The sequence below is a fragment of the Bacillus sp. 01N42_2 genome (assembly GCF_056399565.1).
The window spans coordinates 368,994-386,032 of sequence record NZ_JBFTRO010000003.1 but is presented as its reverse complement, the minus strand read 5'-3'; the positions used below and the strand labels follow the sequence as shown (position 1 = coordinate 386,032).

Sequence of the window (17,039 nt, the reverse complement as noted above, 5' to 3'; positions counted from 1 at the left end):
AGTTATTGAATTGAATATAAATCACAAGCAGAGGCACCCGCTTCTCACCTGATTGACACATTCATGTAGTTGGCAGGTTGACCGTACATTTTTATTTATGCAGATGTTCGTAGTGTGGGTGTGTTGTCATGCCCGCACTTTTTGTTTGCCTGCAGAATGCAGTCAAAACGCGTTGTGAATCAATTCGAAGAAACTATGGAGGTGGCTCATTATTAGCAAAGATCAATTGGTTAATGAGGGTATCCGTGCACGTGAAGTTCGTCTGATCGGACAAAATGGCGATCAGCTCGGCATCAAGTCCCGTCAGGAAGCACTTGAAATCGCCGGCCGCGCAAATCTTGACCTTGTGTTAGTTGCAGCAAATGCAAAACCGCCTGTATGCCGCATCATGGACTACGGTAAGTTCAGATTCGAGCAGCAGAAAAAGGACAAAGAAGCACGCAAAAATCAAAAAATCATTAACTTAAAAGAAGTTAGATTAAGTCCGACAATCGATGAGCATGACTTTAACACGAAATTGCGCAATGCGATTAAATTCCTTGAAAAAGGCGATAAAGTGAAAGCTTCTATCCGCTTTAAAGGGCGCGCAATCACTCATAAAGAAATCGGCCAGCGCGTATTGGACCGTTTCTCTGAAGCATGTGCGGAAGTTGCGACAGTCGAAACAAAACCAAAAATGGACGGCCGCAGCATGTTCTTAATGCTCGCGCCGAAAAACGAAAAGCAATAAGGAGGAAATCCCATGCCAAAAATGAAAACTCACCGCGGATCTGCTAAACGTTTTAAAAAGACAGGTTCTGGGAAGTTAAAACGTTCTCATGCATATACAAGTCACTTATTCGCCAACAAATCCCAAAAGCAAAAGCGTAAGCTTCGCAAGGGTGCTATTGTAAGCGCAGGAGACTTCAAACGTATCAAACAACAGCTTGCTAACATCAAGTAATCGGACAAGGAACAATTAGGAGGGAAATATAATGCCAAGAGTAAAAGGCGGAACTGTGTCGCGTCAGCGTCGTAAAAAGGTTCTTAAATTAGCAAAAGGTTATTTCGGTTCAAAACATAGATTATACAAAGTAGCAAACCAGCAGGTCATGAAATCTGGAAACTACGCTTTCCGTGACCGTCGTCAGAAAAAACGTGACTTCCGTAAGCTTTGGATCACTCGTATCAACGCAGCTGCTCGTATGAACGGTCTTTCTTACAGCCGTTTAATGCACGGTCTTAAGCTTTCAGGCATCGAAGTAAACCGCAAAATGCTTGCTGATCTTGCTGTAAACGACCTTACTGCTTTCAATCAGCTTGCTGATGCTGCTAAAGCACAGTTAGACAAGTAAGTTGAAAAAAGCCGCTCTCTTTCCGGGAGCGGTTTTTTTACGTAAAGGGTGACAATTAATGGCTCTCTTCATTTATGCCGTATTGATAAACGGATACGGCTTTTGGATCATGGGCGCTGATAAAAGAAGAGCGAAAGCGCACAGATGGAGAATATCAGAGAAACGGATATGGCTCACAGCCGCCATGTTCGGCTCACTCGGCGTATGGCTCGGCATGCGCACCTTCAGGCATAAGACAAAGCACAAAGCTTTTTTATACGGGGTGCCGCTGCTTTTTCTCGTTGAAGCCGCCCTTGTGGTGATCTATTTGAATGATAAATAAAAAGCAGGAGGGCTCAGCGCCCGCCTGCTTTTTTTGCTTTTTTAATGGGCTGGTCCCAATCAATCTTGCAATTCGGGTACCGCTCCAATACCTTTTTCTCAACTTCTTCGAAATCATCTGCAGAAAAGCTGCTCAGCTTTTCCGGAGTCTCAGTCCATACAAATATCGTATGAATAAACAGCGGATGGTCTTTGGAAGGGATATGCTTCTCTCCTTCAAAGAGCACTCCTTTATAAGTAAGCTGGAGATTTTTTCGCGTGTTTTTCTGTTCATCAATAAAATAAAAATTTTCTTTTGATTGTGCCAGTCTGAGCCTTCTCTTCGGGTTTGCGTAGAATTTGACCGCCATGTAAATAAAATAAATAAGAAGTGCAAGCAAGACAATCCTGAATACTGTAATGGCCATCTGTGTGAAGGCACCTCCTCACCTTTGTCATGATCTGATGTAATACGAAAAACAAAACAAAAGGTTTCATTTTTTTAAAAGAAATAGATAAAAACATTTACCCGTTTTTCAGGCGAATTAATCGTATGCTTCTGCATCGGTTCTGTATAATAAGAAGGGTAGTGAAAAAAAGGAGGTTTATTGATGACAAAATTAGATGAAACGCTCACCATGCTGAAAGCGTTAACGGACGCAAAAGGGATACCGGGAAATGAGAGAGAAGTAAGACAAGTGATGAAATCATACATAGAACCATTTGCCGATGAGGTCACAACCGACCGGCTGGGAAGCTTAATTGCCAAAAAAACCGGCGAAGAAAACGGCCCGAAAATCATGATCTCAGGGCATTTAGACGAAGTCGGTTTTATGGTGACGCAAATCACTGATAAAGGCTTTCTCCGCTTCCAAACCGTCGGCGGCTGGTGGTCTCAGGTGATGCTGGCCCAGCGCGTCACCGTCGTGACAAAAAAAGGAGACATCACGGGAATCATCGGTTCGAAGCCGCCGCATATTTTACCGCCTGACGCCAGAAAAAAAGCCGCCGATATCAAAGAGATGTTCATCGATATCGGGGCGTCCAGCCGTGAAGAAGCAATGGAATGGGGCGTTCTTCCGGGTGACCAGGTTGTGCCGTATTTTGAATTTACAGTGATGAACAATGAAAAACATTTATTGGCGAAAGCATGGGACAACCGTATCGGCTGTGCGATTGCCATCGATGTATTAAAAAATCTGAAAAACAGCGATCATCCGAATGAAGTATACGGAGTGGGAACGGTTCAAGAAGAAGTCGGGCTGCGCGGGGCTAAAACAGCGGCGCATACCATCCAGCCTGACATCGCGTTCGGTGTGGATGTCGGAATTGCCGGAGATACACCGGGAATTTCTGAAAAAGAAGCGCAAAGTAAAATCGGCGAAGGGCCGCAAATTATTCTGTATGACGCATCTATGGTCTCTCACAAAGGGCTGCGCGACCTTGTCGTAAACACGGCGGAAGAAGCGGGAATTCCGTATCAATTCGATTCCATTGCCGGGGGCGGGACGGATTCAGGTTCCATTCATTTAACCGCAAACGGAGTGCCGGCGCTGTCTATTACGATCGCAACGCGCTACATTCACACTCATGCCGCTATTTTGCATCGGGATGATTATGAGAATACGGTAAAATTGATCACAGAAGTAATTAAAAAATTAGACCGGGAAACGGTTGACCGTATTACATATCAATAATGATACGGAAGAATCTGCTTTTTTCAAGCAGATTCTTTTTTTGTATGTACAAATATAATTACGATGGCTACAATAAGAAAAGACATAGAAAAATATTACAGAATATTTTTTTGTAAGCGCTTTAAAAAGGGAGGGGTTATGAAATGAAAAACAGATTCAAACGCATGATCCGCTTTTCGTGCGCAGCCGTAACAGCCGGGCTGCTGCTGTCTTCATCTCCTGCATCTGCCGCGTTTTGGGGTGCGTCGAATGAATTGCTGCACGATCCGACAATGGCGAAAGAAGGAAACACGTGGTACGCATTCGGAACCGGTTTGGAAGGTGAGAGGGGACTTCGTGTCTTAAAGGCGGGCAGCGGCGGCGTATGGACCGTTCAGAAATCAATTTTTACTTCCCCGCTGTCATGGTGGGGCAATTATGTGCCGAATTACGGGCTGAATCAATGGGCCCCCGATGTTCAATATTTTAACGGAAAGTATTGGCTGTATTATGCCGTTTCTTCATTCGGCAAAAATACCTCCGCGATCGGTCTTGCATCATCTACAAGCCTCAGTTCGGGAAACTGGAAGGACGAAGGGATCGTCATCCGTTCAACAAGCGCCAATAACTACAATGCAATTGATCCGGAGCTGACAATTGATAAAGACGGAAACCCTTGGCTTGCCTTCGGTTCTTTTTGGAGCGGCATTAAGCTGACAAAGCTTGATAAAAACACAATGAAACCGACCGGATCCCTTTATTCCATCGCCTCAAGACCGAATAACGGAGGAGCTTTGGAAGCGCCTGCCATCACCTATCAGAACGGCTACTATTACTTAATGGTGTCGTTTGATAAATGCTGTTCAGGCGTGAATAGTACGTACAAAATTGCTTATGGAAGATCCAAAAGCATCACCGGTCCATATCTTGATAAAAGCGGGAAAAGCATGTCAGAAGGCGGAGGGACGATTCTTGATTCCGGCAATGACCGCTGGAAAGGCCCGGGCGGCCAAGACATTGTGAACGGAAATATTTTAGTGCGCCATGCGTATGATGCCGAAAACAGCGGAATCCCGAAGATGCTCATCAATGATATCGATTGGAGTTCAGGGTGGCCATCCTATTAATTGAGCAGCCGGGCATGTGTGTCCGGCTTTTTACTTGCAATAAAAGATTGACAGTTTGATTCCTCCTTAACTATAATAAAATTGTTCGTACAAATAAAAAGTTAAAAGTTTAATATTTTAATTTATACGTATATTTTTAAATGCAAGCGCTTTATTTTGACAGGAAGGGGAAATGAATGTGCTTCAGAACAAAGAATATGAATTTTGGTTTGTGACGGGAAGCCAGCACTTATACGGAGAGGAAACGCTTCAGCTTGTCGATCAACACGCAAAAGGGATATGTGACGGTCTCAGCGGGGTGTCATCAAGATACAAGATCAGGCATAAAGCGGTTGTTACGTCATCTGAAACAATCAGAGAGGTTTTGCGGGAAGCCCAATATCAAGAAAACTGCGCCGGGATCATCACGTGGATGCATACATTTTCTCCGGCGAAAATGTGGATTGAAGGTCTTTCCGCCTTTCAAAAGCCGATGCTTCATCTGCATACCCAATATCATCGCGACATTCCGTGGGAAACGATTGATATGGATTTTATGAACAGCAACCAATCCGCCCACGGAGACCGGGAATACGGATATATCCAGTCAAGAATGGGGCAGACGAGAAAAGTCATTGCAGGCTATTGGGATGATGAAGAAGTTAAACGTGACATTTCACAATGGATGAATACTGCTGCCGCTTGGAATGAAAGCAGGCATATTAAAGTAGCCCGGTTCGGCGACAACATGCGGAATGTAGCCGTTACTGACGGAGACAAAGTCGGCGCCCACATTCAATTCGGCTGGCAGGTTGACGGGTACGGAATCGGCGATCTTACCGAGGTGATGAACAATGTCACCGATGCAGAAATTGAAGCGCTTTATGAAGAATACGACAAATTGTATGTCATCAGCGACGAAACGAAACAGGATGAAGCAAAAGTTTCTTCCATTAAAGAACAGGCGAAAATCGAACTTGGGTTAACGGCTTTTCTCGAACGGGGCGGATATACAGCGTTTTCGACCTCCTTTGAGGTGCTGCACGGAATGAAGCAGCTTCCGGGGCTTGCCGTTCAGCGTCTCATGGAAAAAGGGTACGGATTTGCCGGCGAAGGCGATTGGAAAACGGCTGCCTTGGTGCGAATGATGAAAATAATGGCGGACGGAAAACAAACCTCCTTCATGGAAGATTACACGTACCATTTTGAGCCGGGGCGTGCGATGATTCTCGGATCACATATGCTTGAAGTATGTCCGACAATTGCCCTTGATCGGCCGAAAATTGAAGTCCATCCTCTCTTAATCGGGGGAAAAGAAGATCCCGCCCGATTGGTCTTTAACGGAATCGGCGGTTCAGCCATCATCGCAAGTATCATTGACATCGGAGGGCGGTTCCGTCTCATTCTAAATGAAGCGGAAGGCATGGAAATTGAACATGACATGCCGAATCTGCCTGTGGCGCGGGTGCTGTGGAAGCCTGAGCCATCGCTGAAAACAGCTGCGGAAGCATGGATTTTGGCGGGAGGCGCTCATCATACCTGTATGTCCTTCCGGCTTACGGCTGAACAGATGCTTGACTGGGCTGAAATGGCAGGCATTGAAAGCATCTTTATTTCCCGCAATACCGAAATACGCGAGCTGAAAAAAGAGCTGAAGTGGAATGACGCATTATACCGGCTGGGAGGAAATTGATATGGCGTATACAATTGGTGTAGATTTCGGCACATTGTCCGGCAGGGCGGTGCTTGTCAATGTCCGGACAGGAGAAGAAATCGCATCCGCGGTCAAAGAATACACTCATGCTGTTATCGACCGTACGCTGCCGAAAACGGGGGAAAAGCTCCCTCGTGACTGGGCGCTTCAAGATCCCGCCGATTATATTGAAGTTTTGGAAACGGCGATTCCGAGCCTGCTTCAGCAGTCGGGCGCTGATCCAAAAGATGTGATCGGCATAGGAATTGATTTTACGGCCTGCACCATTTTGCCGGTAGACGGCGCGGGACAGCCGCTTTGTATGCTTCCGGAATTTGAACGGGAGCCTCACAGTTATGTGAAGCTGTGGAAGCATCATGCGGCTCAAAAGCATGCAGACCGTTTGAACGCGATTGCCGAAGACACAAAAGAAGAATTTCTCAAAAGATACGGCGGTAAAATTTCTTCCGAATGGATGATCCCGAAAATCATGCAAATTGCGGAAGAAGCGCCGCATATATACGAGGCGGCAGATCGGATTGTGGAAGCGGCAGACTGGATCGTCTATCAATTGTGCGGTTCATTGAAGCGGAGCAACTGCACGGCCGGCTACAAAGCAATTTGGAATGAGGAGACGGGATATCCGCCTAATCATTTTTTCGAAAGGCTCAACCCGTTAATGAAAACGATTACAAATGATAAATTAAGCGGAACCATTTATTCAGTCGGAGAAAAGGCAGGAGGACTGACCGAAAAAATGGCGGAGCTGACCGGGCTTTTGCCGGGGACGGCCGTTGCCGTCGCCAATGTTGACGCTCACGTGTCAGTGCCAGCGGTCGGCATTACAGAGCCGGGGAAAATGCTGATGATCATGGGAACGTCCACCTGTCATGTGCTGCTCGGTGAGGAAGAACATATCGTCCCCGGTATGTGCGGAGTTGTCAATAACGGCATCTTGCCTGGATATGCGGGATATGAAGCGGGGCAGTCCTGTGTCGGCGACCATTTTGATTGGTTTGTTAAAACGTGCGTTCCGAATGACTATGAGAAGGAAGCCGAGGAAAAACAGATCGATATTCACGAGCTTTTAAGCGAAAAAGCAGCAGAGCTTGCTCCGGGGGAAAGCGGTCTTCTCGCGCTTGACTGGTGGAACGGAAACCGGTCAACCTTGGTGGACGCCGATTTGACGGGCATGATGCTCGGCATGACGCTGCACACGAAACCGGAAGAAATCTACAGGGCATTGATTGAAGCGACGGCGTTCGGAACGAGGATGATTATCGAAACGTTCCGCGAAAACGGCGTACCGGTCGAGGAGCTTCACGCAGCCGGAGGAATCGCTGAGAAAAATCCATTTATCATGCAAATTTATGCAGACGTCACAAATATGGACATTAAATTATCCGGGTCTCCGCAGGCGCCGGCACTGGGCTCCGCGATTTTCGGAGCGCTCGCTGCGGGACGGGAAAACGGGGGTTTCTCCAATATTGCTGAGGCTTGCACACATATGGGGAAATTAAAAGACGGCTCTTATGTCCCGAATCGGGGAAGAGCTGAGATTTATGACAGCTTATATGCGGAATACAAAGAGCTCGTTCACTACTTCGGCAAAGAAAACAATGTCATGAAACGCCTGAAAGCCATTAAAAACCGTGAGTTCGCGAAAGGGGAGAGCCGCCATGCTTGAAGCGTTAAAAGAAGAAGTGCTCGCCGCCAATCTGAAGCTTGAGGAACATAATCTTGTCACGTTTACATGGGGAAATGTCAGCGGCATTGACAGAGAAAGCGGGAGAATCGTCATTAAACCGAGCGGTGTCGATTACAGTGAGCTGACCGCAGACAAACTGGTCGTCCTGAATGAGGACGGAGACATTCTGGAAGGCTCGCTGAAGCCGTCTTCTGACACGCCGACCCATCTTTATCTGTATAAAGCCTTTCCCGCTATCGGCGGAATCGTTCATACGCATTCCCGCTGGGCGACGAGCTGGGCGCAGTCAGGCAGAGACATTCCCGCGCTCGGAACGACCCACGCGGATTATTTTGAAAGCGCTATACCCTGTACGAGGGAAATGTATGAAGAAGAAATTGTGAAAGATTACGAATATCATACAGGCAAAGTCATAGCGGAAACCTTTCAAAATGAATCGTATGAACAAAATCCGGGTGTTCTCGTCCACAGCCACGGTCCGTTCTGCTGGGGAACGGACGCGCTGAATGCCGTGCATAACGCTGTAGTGCTCGAAACCGTGGCGGAAATGGCCTACCATTCGCTTATGCTGAACAAACAGCTCAGCCCGATAGACAGAGTGCTGCATGATAAGCATTTTTACAGAAAACACGGGGCGAATGCTTATTATGGCCAAACTTGACGCATCCGGGTTTCTGATTGATTTAGACGGAACCGTATTCAGGGGGCAGGAGCTGATTGACGGCGCAACAGAAGCCATTCATACCCTTCAGTCCCTGGGCAAAGCCGTTGTCTTTTTAAGCAACCGCGGCAATCTATCAAGAGCCATGTGCCAAAAGAAACTGCTTGGTGCCGGTATCCGCACGGATGAACGGAGCATCGTGCTGTCCTCCAGTGTGACGGCATCATTTTTAAAGAAGCATTATCCTTTGTCAAAGGTATGGGTGTTAGGAGAGAAAGGGCTGACTGATGAACTCGCTTTAGCGGGTGTCACTATGGCGCAAAAACCGCAGGCGGCAGACTGGCTTGTTATCTCTTTGCATGAAACTGTCACCTATGAGGATCTGAATCTCGCTTTTCAGGCAGCTTCCTCCGGCGCGCGCATCATCGCCACGAACCGGGACCGCTCGTTTCCGAATGAAGGCGGCCATGCTATGGACGTTGCGGGAATGATCGGGGCCATTGAGGCATCTGCCGGAGTAAAAACGGAGCTTGTCGTCGGCAAACCGTCTTGGCTGATGGCTGAGGCAGCATGTGAAGCGCTCGGGCTTTCTCCGGGAGAATGCGCAATAATCGGGGACAGCCTCGAATCAGATATCGCAATGGGAAGGCTGTACGGGATGAAAAGCGTGTTGGTTCTGACGGGATCGGCAAAACTTGGGGAGACGCGTCTCTATGAGCCTGACATCGTGCTCGATTCTATTAAAGACCTGACAGAATTAGCGAAGGGGGGAATCCTTTTATGAAACTTTCTCCGGCGGACATTCAATCCGAGTTTAATAGGGAAGGAGGCAGCCGCTCTCCTATTCAAATAGAAGACATCATCATCGGAGCGGATGCAAAAGAAGAGCTTTTCAGATTTCTTCAAAAAAAATGCTGGAAACATCCGGCGATCGTCTGTGACCGGAACACTGACGAAGCGGCGGGAGGGATGCTTGCGGACGAATTGAAGGCCGGCGGGATCGAAGCGGCAAAGATCATCATTCCGGAGCATGAAACAGGAACCGCTGCGGCTGATGAAAGGACACTGATCTATACGCTGATCAATATCGCGGAAGAGACGGATGTCATCATTGCGGCCGGGTCAGGAACGATTCACGACATTACGCGGTTTGCCGCCTGCCAGCGCGGTTTGCCGTTTATCTCATTCCCCACCGCTCCTTCAGTCGACGGATTTACATCGGCTGGAGCGCCGCTCATATTAAACGGCATCAAAACGACGATTCAGACGAAAGCGCCGATCGCCTTATTTGCGGATACGAATCTATTAAAAGAAGCGCCGCGCGTAATGACAGCTGCGGGCTTCGGAGACATGCTCGGAAAAATAACTTCGCTGGCAGATTGGGAGATCTCCCATAGGCTTGCGGATGAGCCGTACTCAGAAGCCGGGGCGAAACTTGTGAAAGACGCGCTTTGGCAGTGCATTGATCACCGCGCTGACATTGCCATGGGAACAGAGGCCGGCATTCGCATCCTGATGGAAGCGCTGATCGTTTCGGGTCTTGTCATGCTTGCCCTTGATCACTCCCGTCCCGCCTCGGGAGGAGAGCATCACATCTCGCATTGGATTGAGATGGAACTGCTGAAGACGAAACAGCCCCCGATTCTCCACGGTGCGAAGGTGGGCTGCGCGTGCGCGGTGCTAAGTGATATTTACAAAGATCTAGCCTGTCACGAAAAGCTTGCAGAACTTCCGCCGCACTTTCGCGAGGCGGTTCAATCAGCATATGAAGGGCTTCCTGACGGCAAAACAATTGCCGGGTGGCTCACATCTGCCGGAGGTCCCGCCAGTTTTGATGAAATCGGTGTAAAACAGGACCTTGTCAGCGACGCCCTTAAGCACGCGCACACACTGCGAGACCGTTATACCGGCTTAACCATCATAAATGAAAATATCGCGCTCTTTGCACATCATTCGCCGCACGGCCTGAAGCGGAAGGGGTAATGACATGAAAAAAACGACCGCTGCATGTTTGGCGCTGATGATGTTCTTATTATTTACCGCCGGCTGTTCACAAGAACGGACTGCCGGCAGGGCGGGAGAAACGGAGCTGACATTTTGGACGTTTAACGGACTGCACGAACAGTTTTATCAGGAAATGGCCAAAGAATGGAATCAGAAATACCCGGACCGCAAAATTAAGCTGAATACCGTTGTTTATCCTTATGGACAAATGCATGATAATCTATCCGTTTCCCTGATCGCGGGCGAAGGGCTTCCTGATATTGCCGACGTGGAATTAAGCCGGTTCTCGAATTTTCTGAAGGGGAAGGATATCCCGCTTGCCGATCTGACTCCGCTGATTGAAAAAGACCGCGATAAGTTTGTGGAAGCGCGCCTGGCCTTATACAGCAAAAACGGCAAACTGTACGGCCTTGACACACATGTAGGGACGACCGTGATGTTTTACAACATGGATATTATGAAAAAGGCGGGCGTTGATCCCGCATCGATTAAGACATGGGAGGACTACCGGCGGGCGGGGAAAAAAGTGCGCGAAATCGCGGGGAAACCGATGGGAACGGTTGAAACAAATGACTCCGCCACATTTCTTTCCGTGATTTCGCAGCAAGGATCAGGCTACTTCAGCAAAAACGGAAAGTTGATTCTGAACAATAAAACGAATATAGACACATTGAATGACTTAAAGGACATGGTAAATGATAAAACCCTTCTGCCGGCTCCCGGCGGCGGCCATCACAGTGAAGAATACTACGGTTTTATGAATCAGGGCGGGGCAGCGTCAGTGCTGATGCCCATCTGGTACATGGGACGGTTTATCGATTATATGCCTGATTTAAAAGGAAAAATGGCGATTTACCCTATGCCGGCTTGGAAAAAAGGCGGCGACAGATCAGCGGGCTTGGGCGGAACAGCCACCGTCGTACCGAAACAGGCTGAACATCTGAAACTTGCGAAAGAATTTCTCGGATTTGCGAAAGGTTCAAAGGAAGGAAATATTAAGCTGTGGACGGTGCTCGGCTTTGATCCGCTCCGCTGGGACGTGTGGGATTCAAAAGAATTGAAGGAGAAAAATAAGTACACGGATTTCTTCCGGAACGGTACATCCATTTTTTCCACGCTCCTTGAAGTAAAAGATGAGATCAATCCGATTTATTTGCATGAAGACTTCTCTAAAGCGGCTGATCTCGTCGTCAGACAGGTGCTGTTCGATGCGCTGAAGACGCAGGAAAAAACACCTAAGGAAGCCTTGGACGAGGCGGCACAGCAATTGGAAAAATAAGAAGCCGCCCATTTTAACGGAGAAAGCGGGGGAGCTTTTATGAGACCTGTAAAGACAGAGACAGCGCAAACCGTTTCCGCAGCCCGGAAGAAGCCGCGCCGGCGCAATGTGCTGTATTCCAAAAAAGCGGCGCCTTATCTTTTTACGGCGCCTTTTATCATTTCGTTTCTCGTTTTCTTTTTGTATCCGATCATCAGCGTGTGTATCATGAGCTTTCAGCGGATACTGCCGGGAGAAGCTGCATTTGTCGGGTTTTCCAATTACACCTCTCTTCTTAATCCAACCTTTTACACCGCACTGTTTAATACCTTGGAATATACCTTCTGGACGCTGATCGTGCTGATTCCGGTGCCGCTTCTTTTGGCGGTGATTCTGAATTCGAAGCTCGTCAGATTCAGAAATGTGTTTAAATCGGCACTGTTCGTACCGGCTTTGACATCGACGATCGTCGCGGGGATTATATTCCGGCTGATGTTCGGAGAAATGAATACGTCGCTGGCAAACGAGCTGATGATGAAGCTTGGCGTATCGCCTCAAAACTGGCTCAATAACAAAGGAACCGGCATGTTTTTAATGGTGCTGCTTGCATCATGGAGATGGATGGGCATTAACATTCTTTATTTTCTGGCCGGATTGCAAAACGTGCCGAAAGAATTATATGAGGCGGCTGAAATTGACGGGGCGAGTACATGGAAAAAGTTCCGGCATATTACCCTCCCGTTTTTAAAGCCGGTATCGGTTTATGTGTTAACGATCAGTATGATCGGCGGTTTCAGAATGTTTGAGGAAAGCTATGTGCTTTGGCAGAATAATTCCCCGGGCAATATCGGCCTCACGCTTGTCGGTTATTTATATCAGCAGGGGCTTGCGTACAACGAAATGGGGTACGGGGCCGCCATCGGAATTGTCCTTTTGCTTGTCATCTTACTTGTCAGCCTTGTGTCGCTGAAACTGTCCGGTTCGTTTAAAGGGGAGGGATAGATGGTGCGTAACAATCACATGTTTTCCGTGTACAGAGTCGCGTTTACCTTGTTTTTTATCATGCTGAGCCTGCTGTATATCTTTCCGATGATCTGCCTATTGCTCGGTTCATTAAAGCCGTCATCTGAGCTGATGCGCATCGGACTGAATCTGCGTCTTGATCCGGATGTGATGAGCTTTGATAACTACACGTATTTGTTCAACGGGGGAAGCATTTATTTTAAGTGGTTTTTTAACAGCCTGCTGCTCGGCGTTCTCACCACGGTTCTCACACTGTTTTTTTCCTCAATGATCGGCTACGGACTCGGTGTATACGAGTTTAAAGGCCGAAATGTTATTTTCGTTCTTGTGCTGATCATTATGATGGTGCCTCTGGAAGTGATGATGCTTCCGTTATTTAAACTGACGGTGGGGCTTCATTTGATTGATTCTTATACGGGGGTGATTCTGCCGTTTATTGTGTCGCCTGTCGCCGTGTTCTTTTTCAGGCAATACGCACTCGGCCTTCCGAGGGATCTGCTCGATTCAGCGAGAATGGATGGCTGCACGGAATTCGGAATTTTCTTCAGAATTATGGCGCCCCTCATGAAACCGGCATTCGGAGCAATGATCATTCTCCAATCTTTAAACAGCTGGAATAACTTTTTATGGCCGTTGATCGTGCTTCGGTCGAAAGAAATATTTACGCTTCCAATCGGACTGTCAGGGCTGCTGAGTCCGTACGGCAACAACTATGACATGCTGATCTCCGGTTCCGTTTTTGCGATACTGCCGGTGATTATCATATTCTTGTTTTTCCAAAAATACTTTATTTCCGGCCTGACAGTCGGCGGAGTGAAGGGATAGAGAGAGGGAGGAAACATAATGAAAAAAGCGGGAATTACAGCAGATAAAGAATATATCATCGGTGAAGTGGACAAACGGATGTACGGATCATTTATAGAACATATGGGCCGGGCGGTGTATGAAGGCATTTATGAGCCAGGACACCCGAAAGCCGACAAGGACGGGTTCAGAACAGACGTGCAGGAGCTGATCAGAGAATTACAGGTGCCGTTCATCCGCTATCCGGGAGGGAATTTTCTCTCCGGCTACAATTGGGAAGACGGCGTCGGACCGGTGAAGGACCGACCGCGGAGGCTTGATCTGGCATGGCAGACGACAGAAACGAACGAAGTCGGGACGAATGAATTTTTAACGTGGGCAAAAAAAGTGAACGCCGAAGTGAATATGGCGGTCAATCTCGGGACGAGAGGAATCGATGCCGCCCGGAACCTCGTCGAGTACTGCAACCATCCTGAAGGGTCATACTGGAGCGACTTGCGAAAATCGCACGGGTATGAAAAACCTTACGGCATAAAAACGTGGTGCTTAGGAAATGAGATGGACGGCCCTTGGCAGATCGGGCACAAAACGGCGCATGAATACGGACGGCTCGCCGCTGAAACGGCAAAAGTGATGAAATGGACGGACCCGACGATCGAATTGGTGGCCTGCGGAAGCTCAAACAGCGGCATGCCGACCTTCATCGAATGGGAGGCGGAGGTGCTTGAGCATACGTACGAGCATGTGGATTACATCTCACTGCATACGTATTACGGCAACCATGAAAATGATCTTGAAAACTATTTGGCGAAGTCGATGGATTTAGACCATTTTATCAAATCCGTCACAGCCGTATGTGATTATATGAAAGCGAAAAAACGGAGCAAAAAAACGATTCACCTTTCTTTAGATGAGTGGAATGTATGGTACCACTCCAATGAAGCGGATAAAAAAGTGGAGCCGTGGATTACGGCCCGGCCGATTCTGGAAGACATCTACAATTTTGAAGATGCGCTGTTGATCGGTTCATTGCTGATTACGATGCTGCAGCATGCGGACAGACTAAAGATCGCCTGTCTCGCCCAGCTTGTCAACGTGATTGCGCCTATCATGACTGAAAAGGGCGGAGAAGCATGGAGACAGCCGATCTTTTATCCTTACATGCACGCCTCTGTCTACGGGAGAGGGACTTCGATGAAGCTGCTGATTACCTCCCCGAAATACGACTCAGCGGATTTTACGGATGTGCCGTATGTTGATGCCGCGGCCGTTTACCGTGAAGAGGATGAAGCCCTGACCATTTTTGCGGTCAACAAAAGCAAGGAACCGATAGAAACGGAGATCAAACTGAGAGGGTTTGAAGATTACCGCATCATTGAGCATATCGTGCTGGAGCATCAGGATATGAAAGCGACCAATCAAAAAAACAGAAAAGAAGTTATGCCTCACTCAAACGGAACGTCTTCCGCAAACGCTGAAGGGATAACGGCTCATTTTACGCCGCTGTCATGGAATGTCATCCGTTTATCAGGAAAATAATGTTCCGAAAAGCCGGGCTGCGCCGCCGGCTTTTTTTACGCAAAAATCATCTCTCGTTATCTGATAATTGTGATAATATTTAGAAAAAGAGAAAAGGGGCTGGGATTAAATGAATGCGATTACAATCGTCATAGCGTCTATATGCATTTTGGCGATCGCCTATCGGCTTTACGGTACCTTTATGATGGTCAAAGTATTAAAAATCAATGATCAGACACCGACTCCGGCCCATGTGCTTGAGGATGGGAAAGATTATGTGCCGACGAATAAATGGGTGTCATTCGGCCACCATTTCGCGGCAATCGCCGCTGCCGGCCCGCTTGTCGGACCGATTCTCGCAGCTCAGTTCGGCTATCTGCCCGGGCTGTTATGGCTGTTAATCGGGGCGGTGATCGGGGGAGCCGTGCACGATATTGTCGTATTGTTTGCATCTATGCGGAAAAACGGGAAAACGCTTTCTGAAGTCGCCAAAGAAGAGCTCGGCCCGGTGGCGGGCTTTTGCACGGGTCTTTCGATGCTGTTTATCATTACGATCACGATGGCGGGGCTGTCCATGGTTGTGCTGCACGCACTTGAGAAAAACCCGTGGGGAACGTTTGCGGTGGGGATTACGATTCCGATCGCGATGGGGGTCGGCGTCTACTATAAAAAAACGGGCAATCTCAAACTTGCATCAACTGTCGGTTTTCTTTTGTTAATGGCCGGCGTTGTGATCGGGCCGCGGCTGCAGACAACGGCTCTCGGCGACATGCTGACGTTGGATGCGAAAACACTCGCGGTGGCGCTTCCCGTCTATGCTTTTTTCGCCGCGGCGCTTCCGGTTTGGCTTTTGCTTGCCCCGCGTGACTATTTAAGCAGTTTTATGAAAATCGGGGTATTTGCCGCTTTGATCGCCGGAGTCTTTTTCGTTAATCCAGCCGTTAAATTCCCGGCCGTAACGGAGTTCATTCACGGCGGCGGACCGGTGATCGCGGGACCTGTCTGGCCGTTTATTTCAATAACGATTGCCTGCGGCGCCATTTCAGGCTTTCATGCGTTTGTCGGTTCCGGCACAACGCCGAAAATGCTGGATAAATGGAGTGATATAAAGCCGGTTGCTTTCGGAGCGATGCTTGTTGAATGTCTTGTCGGGATTATGGCGCTCATAGCTGCCGTCGCACTTGAGCCAGCCGATTATTTTGCCATTAACAGCACGCCGGAAATTTTCCGCGCCCTTGGGATGAATGTCGTCCATCTGCCTGAATTGAGCAAAGAAATCGGGCTCAGTCTGGAAGGAAGAACGGGCGGCGCTGTTACGCTTGCCGTCGGAATGACGTATATCTTTACGGAGATTCCGTTTTTCAGTCATTTGGCTTCATACTTTTTTCAATTTGTCATTATGTTTGAAGCGGTGTTTATTTTAACGGCGATTGATGCGGGAACCCGTGTCGCCCGCTACTTGATCCAGGAGTTTTTCGGAGAGGTGTATAAGCCGCTGAAAAAAACAGACTGGCTGCCGGGCTCGATTTTCTCAAGCGCGCTCGCCTGCCTGCTGTGGGGCTATCTTCTGTATTCGGGCGACATCAGCTCCATTTGGGCGCTGTTCGGCGTGTCCAATCAGCTTATGGCGTCCGTCGGATTAATCATCGGTGCGACTGTCGTATTGAAGATAGCCGATAAGCGGCGTTATATGCTGACATGCCTGATTCCTCTCGCTTATTTGTACGTGACCGTCAACTATGCGGGTTATTGGATGGTGCGGTATGTGTATTTGAATCCCGAAGCGGCGGGATACAATGTGCTGAATGGCGTTTTATCTATTATCATGCTCATTCTCGGGCTTGTGATTATCATGGCGGCTGTGAAAAAATGGGCAAACATTTGGCGTGATCCGAGTGCCAGATTGGAAGCTTCAATACCCGGATAAATCCGCCCCGAACTGTAAAACTTGCAG

General features: G+C 48.2%; 17 protein-coding genes and 1 other annotated feature. Of the genes, 16 read left to right on the top strand and 1 reads right to left on the bottom strand.

The window, feature by feature from the left end; translation table 11 throughout:
* Positions 1–19 precede the first annotated feature (19 nt).
* Positions 20–150 (top strand) — a sequence feature (ribosomal protein L20 leader region).
* A gap of 58 nt (positions 151–208) precedes the next feature.
* The 4 genes from infC to AC1DN5_RS09490 are packed head-to-tail and all read left to right on the top strand — an operon-like array spanning position 209 to position 1,656.
* The gene (infC, locus tag AC1DN5_RS09505; protein WP_071543361.1) at positions 209–730 is read left to right on the top strand and encodes a translation initiation factor IF-3; all 522 of its coding nucleotides are present in this window, start codon (positions 209–211) and stop codon (positions 728–730) included.
* A 12-nt stretch (positions 731–742) separates the two neighbouring features.
* Positions 743–943: a 50S ribosomal protein L35 gene (rpmI, locus tag AC1DN5_RS09500; protein WP_003152493.1), complete on the top strand. Its 201-nt coding sequence runs from the start codon at positions 743–745 to the stop codon at positions 941–943.
* Positions 944–974: 31 nt separating this feature from the next.
* On the top strand, positions 975–1,334 hold the full coding sequence (gene rplT / locus AC1DN5_RS09495; RefSeq protein WP_007613019.1) for a 50S ribosomal protein L20: 360 nt from the start codon (positions 975–977) through the stop codon (positions 1,332–1,334).
* A 58-nt stretch (positions 1,335–1,392) separates the two neighbouring features.
* Positions 1,393–1,656: a DUF1294 domain-containing protein gene (locus tag AC1DN5_RS09490; RefSeq protein WP_016938629.1), complete on the top strand. Its 264-nt coding sequence runs from the start codon at positions 1,393–1,395 to the stop codon at positions 1,654–1,656.
* Positions 1,657–1,669: 13 nt separating this feature from the next.
* Here the strand turns inward: AC1DN5_RS09490 and AC1DN5_RS09485 are convergent, their stop codons facing one another.
* On the bottom strand, positions 1,670–2,062 hold the full coding sequence (locus tag AC1DN5_RS09485) for a hypothetical protein (RefSeq protein ID WP_016938630.1): 393 nt from the start codon (positions 2,060–2,062) through the stop codon (positions 1,670–1,672).
* Positions 2,063–2,245: 183 nt separating this feature from the next.
* On the opposite strand from AC1DN5_RS09485, the gene AC1DN5_RS09480 reads away from it, so the two are divergent.
* The 12 genes from AC1DN5_RS09480 (at position 2,246) to cstA (ending at position 17,012) form a co-directional block, all read left to right on the top strand.
* Positions 2,246–3,331 (top strand): M42 family metallopeptidase, encoded by a 1,086-nt coding sequence (locus AC1DN5_RS09480; RefSeq protein ID WP_016938631.1) that lies wholly within the window; start codon positions 2,246–2,248, stop codon positions 3,329–3,331.
* A gap of 143 nt (positions 3,332–3,474) precedes the next feature.
* On the top strand, positions 3,475–4,437 hold the full coding sequence (locus AC1DN5_RS09475; RefSeq protein ID WP_366969098.1) for an arabinan endo-1,5-alpha-L-arabinosidase AbnA: 963 nt from the start codon (positions 3,475–3,477) through the stop codon (positions 4,435–4,437).
* Positions 4,438–4,615: 178 nt separating this feature from the next.
* Positions 4,616–6,109: an L-arabinose isomerase gene (gene araA / locus AC1DN5_RS09470; protein ID WP_366969099.1), complete on the top strand. Its 1,494-nt coding sequence runs from the start codon at positions 4,616–4,618 to the stop codon at positions 6,107–6,109.
* Between the two features lies 1 nt (position 6,110).
* Entirely contained in the window at positions 6,111–7,796 is a 1,686-nt protein-coding gene (gene araB / locus AC1DN5_RS09465; protein ID WP_366969100.1) for a ribulokinase, read from the top strand.
* Positions 7,789–8,478 (top strand): L-ribulose-5-phosphate 4-epimerase, encoded by a 690-nt coding sequence (gene araD, locus AC1DN5_RS09460; protein ID WP_095241514.1) that lies wholly within the window; start codon positions 7,789–7,791, stop codon positions 8,476–8,478. The genes araB and araD overlap by 8 nt, the downstream gene beginning before the upstream one ends.
* On the top strand, positions 8,456–9,262 hold the full coding sequence (locus AC1DN5_RS09455) for an HAD-IIA family hydrolase (protein ID WP_436627800.1): 807 nt from the start codon (positions 8,456–8,458) through the stop codon (positions 9,260–9,262). Before araD ends, AC1DN5_RS09455 begins: the two co-directional genes overlap by 23 nt.
* Positions 9,259–10,461: a sn-glycerol-1-phosphate dehydrogenase gene (locus tag AC1DN5_RS09450; RefSeq protein WP_366969102.1), complete on the top strand. Its 1,203-nt coding sequence runs from the start codon at positions 9,259–9,261 to the stop codon at positions 10,459–10,461. Before AC1DN5_RS09455 ends, AC1DN5_RS09450 begins: the two co-directional genes overlap by 4 nt.
* Positions 10,462–10,465: 4 nt before the next feature.
* On the top strand, positions 10,466–11,761 hold the full coding sequence (locus AC1DN5_RS09445) for an ABC transporter substrate-binding protein (protein WP_366969103.1): 1,296 nt from the start codon (positions 10,466–10,468) through the stop codon (positions 11,759–11,761).
* 39 nt (positions 11,762–11,800) lie between these two features.
* On the top strand, positions 11,801–12,742 hold the full coding sequence (locus AC1DN5_RS09440; protein WP_366969104.1) for a carbohydrate ABC transporter permease: 942 nt from the start codon (positions 11,801–11,803) through the stop codon (positions 12,740–12,742).
* A complete protein-coding gene (locus tag AC1DN5_RS09435; protein ID WP_366969105.1) occupies positions 12,743–13,588 on the top strand; it encodes a carbohydrate ABC transporter permease in 846 nt (281 codons plus the stop codon). It abuts the gene before it with no gap.
* Between the two features lie 18 nt (positions 13,589–13,606).
* Complete coding sequence (gene arfA / locus AC1DN5_RS09430) at positions 13,607–15,106, top strand: arabinosylfuranosidase ArfA (protein ID WP_366969106.1); 1,500 nt, start codon at positions 13,607–13,609, stop codon at positions 15,104–15,106.
* 109 nt (positions 15,107–15,215) lie between these two features.
* Complete coding sequence (cstA, locus tag AC1DN5_RS09425) at positions 15,216–17,012, top strand: carbon starvation protein CstA (RefSeq protein ID WP_016938642.1); 1,797 nt, start codon at positions 15,216–15,218, stop codon at positions 17,010–17,012.
* Positions 17,013–17,039 lie beyond the last annotated feature (27 nt).

Bases quoted from the DNA above. Each gene is read 5' to 3' on its own strand.
- AC1DN5_RS09490 (WP_016938629.1), top strand. From the start codon at position 1,393: ATGGCTCTCTTCATTTATGCCGTATTGATAAACGGATACGGCTTTTGG.
- rplT (WP_007613019.1), top strand. From the start codon at position 975: ATGCCAAGAGTAAAAGGCGGAACTGTGTCGCGTCAGCGTCGTAAAAAG.
- arfA (WP_366969106.1), top strand. From the start codon at position 13,607: ATGAAAAAAGCGGGAATTACAGCAGATAAAGAATATATCATCGGTGAA.
- AC1DN5_RS09485 (WP_016938630.1), bottom strand. From the start codon at position 2,062: ATGGCCATTACAGTATTCAGGATTGTCTTGCTTGCACTTCTTATTTAT.
- cstA (WP_016938642.1), top strand. From the start codon at position 15,216: ATGAATGCGATTACAATCGTCATAGCGTCTATATGCATTTTGGCGATC.
- araB (WP_366969100.1), top strand. From the start codon at position 6,111: ATGGCGTATACAATTGGTGTAGATTTCGGCACATTGTCCGGCAGGGCG.
- rpmI (WP_003152493.1), top strand. From the start codon at position 743: ATGCCAAAAATGAAAACTCACCGCGGATCTGCTAAACGTTTTAAAAAG.
- AC1DN5_RS09475 (WP_366969098.1), top strand. From the start codon at position 3,475: ATGAAAAACAGATTCAAACGCATGATCCGCTTTTCGTGCGCAGCCGTA.
- AC1DN5_RS09455 (WP_436627800.1), top strand. From the start codon at position 8,456: ATGCTTATTATGGCCAAACTTGACGCATCCGGGTTTCTGATTGATTTA.
- araD (WP_095241514.1), top strand. From the start codon at position 7,789: ATGCTTGAAGCGTTAAAAGAAGAAGTGCTCGCCGCCAATCTGAAGCTT.
- AC1DN5_RS09480 (WP_016938631.1), top strand. From the start codon at position 2,246: ATGACAAAATTAGATGAAACGCTCACCATGCTGAAAGCGTTAACGGAC.
- AC1DN5_RS09450 (WP_366969102.1), top strand. From the start codon at position 9,259: ATGAAACTTTCTCCGGCGGACATTCAATCCGAGTTTAATAGGGAAGGA.
- AC1DN5_RS09440 (WP_366969104.1), top strand. From the start codon at position 11,801: ATGAGACCTGTAAAGACAGAGACAGCGCAAACCGTTTCCGCAGCCCGG.
- AC1DN5_RS09445 (WP_366969103.1), top strand. From the start codon at position 10,466: ATGAAAAAAACGACCGCTGCATGTTTGGCGCTGATGATGTTCTTATTA.
- AC1DN5_RS09435 (WP_366969105.1), top strand. From the start codon at position 12,743: ATGGTGCGTAACAATCACATGTTTTCCGTGTACAGAGTCGCGTTTACC.